This window comes from Micrococcus sp. HSID17227 (assembly GCF_003989405.1).
Lineage (GTDB): Bacteria > Actinomycetota > Actinomycetes > Actinomycetales > Micrococcaceae > Micrococcus > Micrococcus luteus.
The window spans coordinates 1-7,774 of the sequence record NZ_RBLN01000092.1 but is presented as its reverse complement, the minus strand read 5'-3'; the positions used below and the strand labels follow the sequence as shown (position 1 = coordinate 7,774).

Below are 7,774 nucleotides of genomic sequence, written 5' to 3'. Positions count from 1 at the left end.
GTGCACGCGGCCGCCGCGGAGGCCGCACGCGGCGGACACGCGGGCCTGGCCGCCCTCTTGGGCGAGCTGCTGGCCTTCAACCGCACGGTGGAGGACTCGCACGAGGTGCAGCGGGCGCTCACCGATCAGCACGCACCCCTCGAGGCACGGGCCAGACTGGCCGGTCGTCTCCTGGGCGAGTCGGCCAGCCCGGCCGGCCGACTGCTGGTCGAGCGCGCCGTCTCGGCCCCGCGCGGCCTGAAGCCGTCGGCCGCGGTCCGCAAGGCCGCAGACGTCGTCGCCGAGCGGCAGCGCCAGTGGATCGCCGAGGTGACCGTGGCCCGGCCGCTCGAGGCCGAGCAGCAGGAGCGGCTGGCCCTGGGCCTGCGCCGCGCCTTCGGCCGCGATCTCGTCATGGACGTGACGGTGGACCCCCACGTGGTGGGCGGCGTCCGCGTCCAGGTCGGCGACGACGTCGTCGACGGGTCCATGGCCTCGCGCCTTCACGACCTCCAGCGGCGGATGGCCGGCTGACGCCGGCTCCCGCCCGCATCCGGAACACCCACGAACGTAAGCATCATCGTCACGTCGATGATCACCAAGCACAGAGAGCAGGGACTGCAGATGGCCGAATTGACCATCAACGCTGACGATGTCCGCAATGCCTTGAACGATTTCGCGGCATCGTACGAACCGTCGGGCACCGATCGCACCGAGGTCGGCCGTGTCATCTCCGCGGCGGACGGCATCGCTCGTGTGGAGGGTCTGCCCTCCGTCATGGCGAACGAGCTGCTGCGCTTCGAGAACGGCATCCAGGGCCTGGCCCAGAACCTCGACACCCGCGAGATCGGTGTCGTCGTCCTCGGCGAGTTCCAGGAGATCCGCGAGGGCATGGAGGTGCAGCGCACCGGCGAGATCCTCTCCGTCCCGGTGGGCGATGCCTTCCTGGGCCGCGTGGTGGACCCGCTGGGCCAGCCCATCGACGACCTGGGCCCGATCGAGGCCGAGGGCCGCCGTGCCCTCGAGCTGCAGGCGCCGACCGTGACCGAGCGCAAGTCGGTCCACGAGCCGCTGCAGACCGGCATGAAGGCCATCGACGCCATGATCCCGATCGGCCGTGGCCAGCGTCAGCTGATCATCGGTGACCGCCAGACCGGCAAGACCGCGATCGCCGTGGACACGATCCTCAACCAGAAGGCCAACTGGGAGTCGGGCGACGTCGAGAAGCAGGTCCGCTGCGTCTACGTGGCCGTGGGCCAGAAGGCCTCCACCATCGCCGGCGTCCGCGCCACGCTGGAGGAGCACGGCGCCCTGGAGTACACCACGATCGTGGCCTCCCCGGCGTCCGACCCGGCCGGCTTCAAGTACCTCGCCCCCTACGCCGGCTCGGCCATCGGCCAGCACTGGATGTACGGCGGCAAGCACGTGCTGATCATCTTCGACGACCTGTCGAAGCAGGCCGAGGCCTACCGCGCCGTCTCCCTGCTGCTGCGCCGCCCGCCGGGCCGCGAGGCCTACCCGGGCGACGTCTTCTACCTGCACTCCCGGCTCCTCGAGCGCTGCGCCAAGCTCTCGGACGAGATGGGCGCGGGCTCGATGACCGGCCTGCCGATCATCGAGACCAAGGCGAACGACGTCTCGGCCTACATCCCGACCAACGTCATCTCCATCACCGACGGCCAGATCTTCCTGCAGTCGGACCTGTTCAACGCCAACCAGCGTCCCGCCGTGGACGTGGGCATCTCGGTGTCCCGCGTGGGCGGCGCCGCCCAGGTCAAGGCCATGAAGAAGGTCTCCGGCACGCTGAAGCTGGACCTGGCGCAGTACCGCGACCAGCAGGCGTTCTCCATGTTCGCCTCGGACCTGGACCCGGCCACCCGCCGCCAGCTCGCCCGCGGTGAGCGCCTCATGGAGCTGCTCAAGCAGCCCCAGTACTCGCCCTACCCGGTCGAGGAGCAGGTCGTGTCCATCTGGGCCGGCTCCAAGGGCCACCTCGACGAGGTGCCGGTGCAGGACGTGCTGCGCTTCGAGCGCGAGTTCATCGACCACCTGCGTCGCCACACCTCCGTCCTGACCGACATCGCCTCCACCGGCAAGCTCGAGGACGGCACCGTGTCCGCGCTCGAGTCGGCCGTCGCCGAGTTCTCGAAGGGCTTCCAGTCCTCCGAGGAGGGCGGCGTGCGGGCCGGTCACGAGGAGCATCGCGCGATCGAGCAGGACCAGGTCGCGCAGGAGCAGATCACCAAGCAGAAGCGCTGACCGCCGGTCGGTGAGGGAGCGGTCCGGCGTCGGGCCCCACGGGGACGACGCCGGGCTGCCCTCCCGCCAGGGAAAGGACCACCATGGGAGCCCAGATCCGGGTCTACCGTCAGAAGATCGCGTCGACGTCGTCGATGAAGAAGATCTTCAAGGCGATGGAGCTGATCGCCACGTCTCGCATCACCAAGGCACGTGAGCGCGTCAGCGCGTCGCTGCCGTATGCGAACGCGATCACCCGCGCCGTCTCGGCCGTGTCGAGCCAGCACGACATCGATCATGTCCTCACCACGGAGCCCGAGAATCCGACCCGGGCGGCCGTGCTCATCATGTCCTCGGACCGCGGCCTCGCCGGCGCGTACTCCGCGAACGTGCTGCGCAAGGCCGAGCAGCTCCTCACCCGCCTCGGTGAGGAGGGCAAGGACGTGGACGTGTACGTCGTCGGCCGCAAGGCGCAGACGTACTTCGACTTCCGTGGCCGCGGCTACAAGCAGCTGTGGACCGGTCAGACGGACGCCCCCGTCGCCGAGCGCGCCGCCGAGATCGGCGAGGTGCTCGTGGACGCGTTCCTCACGGACACGGCCGACGGCGGCGTGGACGAGATCCACGTCGTGTTCACCGAGTTCGTCTCGCTCGTGAAGCAGAACCCCCACGTGGTGCGCCTGCTGCCCCTCGAGGTCGTCGAGGAGGAGGCCGCCACCGCCGAGGACGTGCTGCCGCTCTACGAGTACGAGCCGGACGCGGAGGAGGTCCTCGACGCGCTGCTGCCCAAGTACATCGAGTCGCGCATCTTCAACGCGATGCTGCAGTCGGCGGCCTCGGAGCTCGCCAACCGTCAGCGCGCCATGAAGTCGGCGGGCGACAACGCCACGAGCCTCATCAAGGACTACACCCTCCTGATGAACAACGCCCGTCAGGCCGAGATCACCCAGGAGCTCACCGAGCTCATCGCGGGCGCGGACGCGCTCAACAACTCCTGAGCCCGTTCGGGACTCACCAGACTCGCCATCCACACACGATAGAAGTGAGAGAGATGACTGCCACCATCACTGACCAGGGCACCGGGACCCCCACCGGCGGTGCCACCGGACGCGTGTCCCGCGTCATCGGCCCCGTGATCGACGCCGAGTTCCCGGCCAACGCGATGCCGGAGATCTACAACGCGCTGACCACCGAGATCGACCTCAACGGCCAGCGCCGCACGGTCACCTTCGAGGTCGCCCAGCACCTCGGCGACAACATGGTCCGCGCCATCTCCCTGCAGTCCACCGACGGCCTGGTGCGCGGCACCGACGTCGTGGACACCGGCGCCCCCATCTCGGTGCCGGTCGGCGACGCCGTGAAGGGCCACATCTTCAACGTGCTCGGCGAGACCCTGGACATGCCGACCTCGCAGCTGCAGGCCGAGGACCGCTGGCCGATCCACCGCCCGGCCCCCAACTTCGCCTCCCTCGAGGGCTCCACCGAGATGCTGGAGACCGGCATCAAGGTCATCGACCTGCTGACCCCCTACATCAAGGGCGGCAAGATCGGCCTGTTCGGCGGCGCCGGCGTGGGCAAGACCGTGCTCATCCAGGAGATGATCACCCGTGTGGCCCGCAACTTCGGCGGCACCTCCGTGTTCGCCGGCGTCGGTGAGCGCACCCGTGAGGGCAACGACCTCTGGGTCGAGATGGACGAGGCGGACGTCCTGAAGGACACCGCCCTCGTGTTCGGCCAGATGGACGAGCCGCCGGGCACGCGTCTGCGCGTGGCCCTGTCCGCGCTGACCATGGCGGAGTACTTCCGCGATGTGCAGAACCAGGACGTGCTGCTGTTCATCGACAACATCTTCCGCTTCTCGCAGGCCGGCTCCGAGGTCTCCACGCTGCTGGGCCGCATGCCCTCCGCCGTGGGCTACCAGCCGAACCTGGCGGACGAGATGGGCGTGCTCCAGGAGCGCATCACCTCGACCCGCGGCCACTCCATCACCTCGATGCAGGCCGTGTACGTCCCCGCGGACGACTACACCGACCCGGCCCCGGCCAACGTGTTCGCGCACCTGGACGCGACCACCAACCTGACCCGTGACCTCGCGTCCCGTGGCCTGTACCCGGCCGTGGACCCGCTGGCCTCGACCTCGCGCATCCTCGACCCGCAGTACGTGGGCCAGGAGCACTACGACGTGGCCATCCGCGTGAAGCAGATCCTGCAGAAGAACAAGGAGCTGCAGGACATCATCGCGATCCTCGGCGTGGACGAGCTCTCCGAGGAGGACAAGATCACCGTGGGCCGCGCCCGCAAGATCGAGCAGTTCCTCTCGCAGAACACCTACACCGCCAAGCAGTTCACCGGCGTCGAGGGCTCCACCGTGCCGGTCAAGGACACCGTCGAGGGCTTCAAGGCCATCGCCGACGGCGACCTGGACCACGTCGCGGAGCAGGCCTTCTACAACGTGGGCGGCCTGGACGACGTCGAGCGCGAGTGGGCCAAGATCCAGGCCGAGGGCTGATCGATCATGGCTGAGCTCAACGTCGAGATCGTCTCCGAGGAGCGGTCCATCTGGTCGGGCGCCGCGTCGGCCGTGTCGGCGCGCACCGTCAACGGTGAGATCGGCATCCTCCCGGGCCACACCCCGATGCTCGCCGTCCTCGGCGACGGCGAGGTCGTGGTGCGCACCACGGACGGCGGCACCGTCACTGCGCAGGCCCATGGCGGCTTCTTCTCCGTGGACCACGACCGTGTCGTGATCGCCGCGACGTCCGCCCGGCTGGGCGACGCCGCCGCGGTCTGACGCGGCGCGGCAGGACCTGACGGTGCAGGGCCCGGTGCTCATCGCCTCGGCGACCGTGGCGGCAGTGATCGTGCTGTCGGCACTCGCCCTGGTGATGCGGCGCCGGGCCCTCGCCCGTGTCACGGCCGCCTTCCCGGCGGTCCTGGAGCGGGAGGGTCTGGGGCGTGAGCGTGTGATCGGCGTGTACGACGAGTCCCGTCTGCGCCTCACCGGGCGCTGGCGCCTCTCGCGGGAGCGCTGGAGCGCGGATCGGAGCCGCCTGCAGATCGACCGTCTCCCGGCGGACGAGGCCGGCCGGACCGTCCTGGAGCTGAGCGCCGGCGCACGTCCGGTGCGCGTCGTCGTCGACCCCGACGACGCCGGCGCCCTGCGCGCCTGGAGCGAGGCGGGGCCGTCCGCGGCGTCGTCCTTCTGGCGCCGCTGAGCCCGCACGGCGCCTCAGAACAGGCGGGACTCGGCGTCGTCCACGCCGCGCATCGCGTCGTAGTCGAGGGTGACGCAGCGGATGCCGCGGTCCTCGGCGAGGGTGCGGGCCTGGGGCTTGATCTGCTGGGCCGCGAACACACCGCGCACGGGCGCCAGGAGCGGGTCCCGGTTCATCAGCTCGAGGTAGCGGGTGAGCTGCTCGACCCCGTCGATGTCCCCGCGGCGCTTGAGCTCGACCGCCACGGTGCCGCCGTCGGCGTCGCGGGCCAGGATGTCCACGGGGCCGATCGCCGTCATGTACTCGCGGCGCACGAGGGTGTGGCCGTCGCCGAGCAGGCTGATCTGCTCGGCCAGCAGACGCTGCAGATCCGCCTCCACGCCGTCCTTGACGAGGCCGGGATCCACGCCGAGCTCGTAGGAGTCGTCCGCCACGACCTCCTCGATGAGCACGATGAGCCGGTCGTCGGACTTCTTGGCCTGCACGCGCCAGACCTGCGTCACTCCCTGGTCGGCCTGGTCGGGGGAGGGCTCCTCCACGTGCAGGGTCGCGGGCGGCGACATCCAGTTGAGGGGCTTGTAGGAGCCGCCGTCGGAGTGCACCAGCACCGAGCCGTCCGCCTTCACCATGAGCAGGCGGGTGGCGGTGGGCAGGTGGGCGTTCAGGCGGCCCTCATAGGTCACGGAGCAGCGGGCAATGACGAGTCGCACCGGTCCATCCTAGGCGGACCGCGCCCACCGGCTCGTGTGCCAGCATGGGGGCATGCCCCGTTCGAACCGCCCCCGCCGCTCGTCCGCGCCTCGGCGCAGCGAGCGCGGGGCCTCCGGCGCCTCCCGGCGGTCCCGGCCGTCGCCGGGGCGGTCTGACCCGCTCCAGGAGCTCCTCGGCCTGGACGCGGGCTATTCGCGCCAGTCCGGGTCCGACGGCGGCTGGCACGTCCGGCAGATCCCCGCGTGGCGCGCGGTGAAGGACTACACGTGCCCCGGCTGCGGCCGGGTGATCCGGCAGGGCCAGGCGCACCTCGTGGCCTGGCGCGCCGACTGGATCATGGGGGACGAGGACGCGGGAGAGGACCGGCGGCACTGGCACCCGGTGTGCTGGCGCACCCGCCCGAGCCGCTGACCGCGACGGTCCGGGCCGCGCCGCCGTCGTGGGCTAGCGGGCGTCCTGGCGGGGGATGAAGACCTCGCGGACCAGAAGCGCCAGCGCGGCGGCGAGCGGGATCGCCATGAGGGCGCCGAGGACGCCCAGCAGCGCGCCTCCGGCGATCACCGCGATCACGGCCACGGCCGCCGGCACGGACACCGCGCGCGCCATGACACGCGGCGAGATGACGTAGGCCTCGATCTGCAGGTAGACGAAGTAGATGGCCGCGAACACGGCGGCGGTCTGCCACGAGGTCAGCAGGCTCACGAGGGTCAGCAGCGTGCCGCCGATCGCGGCGCCCACCAGCGGGATGAACGCCATGAAGGCGGCGATCGCGGCGAGCAGGACGGCGAAGGGGGCGCCGGCGATGGCCAGCGCCGTGAACGCCACCGCGCCGTTGAGGGCGGCCACGAAGGACTGGCCCATCACGTAGTGGCCGACCGAGGAGGTGATCTGCTCGGACAGCGCCTCGATGCGCGGCCGGCGCGAGCGTGGTGCGAGCCGGTAGGCCCAATACTTCATGTGCGGCAGGGAGGAGAGGAAGTACAGCGTCAGCACGACCACCACGAGCACCGAGAAGACGGCGTTCAGCACGGTCTGGCCGAGGCCGAGGAGCCCGCCGAACAGGTCGGTGATGGCGACGCCGTCGGCGGCGAGGCGCTCGGTCTGGGCGCGGACGGCGTCCTGGAGGTGGAACTCCTCGTCGAGCTGCACGAACCATTCGGCCCGCATCACCCCGTCGATGATGGCCGGCAGGTCCTGGACCAGCTGCGTGGACTGCTCGATCACCGTGGGGACCAGGAGGGCGATGAACGCCCCGGCCACGGCGGCCAGGCCGAGGGCGGCCGTGAGCACGCCGACCCAGCGGGGCGCGCCCCAGGACTCGACCCGGCGCACCAGCGGGTCCAGGCCCAGGGCGATGAACAGGGCCGCGGCGATCCACACGATCAGCTGCCCGTTCGTGCGCAGCACCGAGACGATCCCGATGGCCAGGGTCACGCCCACCGCGAGCAGGAAGCCGGTCAGAACGGGGGACTCGAGGGCCACGGCCGCGACCGCAGGATCCTCGGCGCCGTCGGCGGGGTCCGGCTCGGGGTCTACCCGGTCCTCCTCGAGGAAGGGCCGGCGCCGCCGCAGGACGGAGCCCAGGCGGAGCCGTCGACGGCGCCCGGCGGGCGTCGGCCCGTGCGGCGGCA

The 7,774-nt window shown here is 70.9% G+C and carries 9 protein-coding genes; 7 read left to right on the top strand and 2 right to left on the bottom strand.

The window, feature by feature from the left end:
• The 6 genes from D8M29_RS06490 to D8M29_RS06465 form a co-directional block, all read left to right on the top strand.
• On the top strand, window positions 1–513 hold a 513-nt coding region (locus tag D8M29_RS06490; RefSeq protein ID WP_174233309.1), incomplete at its 5' end, for a FoF1 ATP synthase subunit delta.
• A 90-nt stretch (window positions 514–603) separates the two neighbouring features.
• Window positions 604–2,238 carry a F0F1 ATP synthase subunit alpha gene (atpA, locus tag D8M29_RS06485; protein ID WP_095346643.1) on the top strand — a complete coding sequence of 545 codons (1,635 nt, stop codon included), beginning with the start codon at window positions 604–606 and terminating at the stop codon, window positions 2,236–2,238.
• An 83-nt stretch (window positions 2,239–2,321) separates the two neighbouring features.
• Complete coding sequence (locus D8M29_RS06480; RefSeq protein WP_036313050.1) at window positions 2,322–3,215, top strand: F0F1 ATP synthase subunit gamma; 894 nt, start codon at window positions 2,322–2,324, stop codon at window positions 3,213–3,215.
• 53 nt (window positions 3,216–3,268) lie between these two features.
• Window positions 3,269–4,726, top strand: coding sequence for a F0F1 ATP synthase subunit beta (gene atpD / locus D8M29_RS06475; protein WP_073115742.1), 1,458 nt, complete (start codon window positions 3,269–3,271; stop codon window positions 4,724–4,726).
• A 6-nt stretch (window positions 4,727–4,732) separates the two neighbouring features.
• Window positions 4,733–5,008 carry a F0F1 ATP synthase subunit epsilon gene (locus D8M29_RS06470; RefSeq protein WP_036341335.1) on the top strand — a complete coding sequence of 92 codons (276 nt, stop codon included), beginning with the start codon at window positions 4,733–4,735 and terminating at the stop codon, window positions 5,006–5,008.
• 22 nt (window positions 5,009–5,030) lie between these two features.
• Window positions 5,031–5,432, top strand: coding sequence for a DUF2550 family protein (locus tag D8M29_RS06465; RefSeq protein WP_127435319.1), 402 nt, complete (start codon window positions 5,031–5,033; stop codon window positions 5,430–5,432).
• 14 nt (window positions 5,433–5,446) lie between these two features.
• On the opposite strand, the gene nucS is transcribed toward D8M29_RS06465, so the two are convergent.
• Complete coding sequence (gene nucS / locus D8M29_RS06460) at window positions 5,447–6,142, bottom strand: endonuclease NucS (protein ID WP_127435318.1); 696 nt, start codon at window positions 6,140–6,142, stop codon at window positions 5,447–5,449.
• Between the two features lie 52 nt (window positions 6,143–6,194).
• Here nucS and D8M29_RS06455 point away from each other — a divergent pair, with 52 nt between their 5' ends.
• Window positions 6,195–6,554 carry a hypothetical protein gene (locus D8M29_RS06455; RefSeq protein ID WP_078026028.1) on the top strand — a complete coding sequence of 120 codons (360 nt, stop codon included), beginning with the start codon at window positions 6,195–6,197 and terminating at the stop codon, window positions 6,552–6,554.
• 33 nt (window positions 6,555–6,587) lie between these two features.
• Here D8M29_RS06455 and D8M29_RS06450 read toward each other — a convergent pair.
• Window positions 6,588–7,774: AI-2E family transporter (locus D8M29_RS06450; protein WP_127445854.1), on the bottom strand; the 1,187-nt coding region annotated here is incomplete at its 5' end.

Bases quoted from the DNA above. Each gene is read 5' to 3' on its own strand.
- atpA (WP_095346643.1), top strand. From the start codon at position 604: ATGGCCGAATTGACCATCAACGCTGACGATGTCCGCAATGCCTTGAAC.
- D8M29_RS06480 (WP_036313050.1), top strand. From the start codon at position 2,322: ATGGGAGCCCAGATCCGGGTCTACCGTCAGAAGATCGCGTCGACGTCG.
- atpD (WP_073115742.1), top strand. From the start codon at position 3,269: ATGACTGCCACCATCACTGACCAGGGCACCGGGACCCCCACCGGCGGT.
- D8M29_RS06470 (WP_036341335.1), top strand. From the start codon at position 4,733: ATGGCTGAGCTCAACGTCGAGATCGTCTCCGAGGAGCGGTCCATCTGG.
- D8M29_RS06455 (WP_078026028.1), top strand. From the start codon at position 6,195: ATGCCCCGTTCGAACCGCCCCCGCCGCTCGTCCGCGCCTCGGCGCAGC.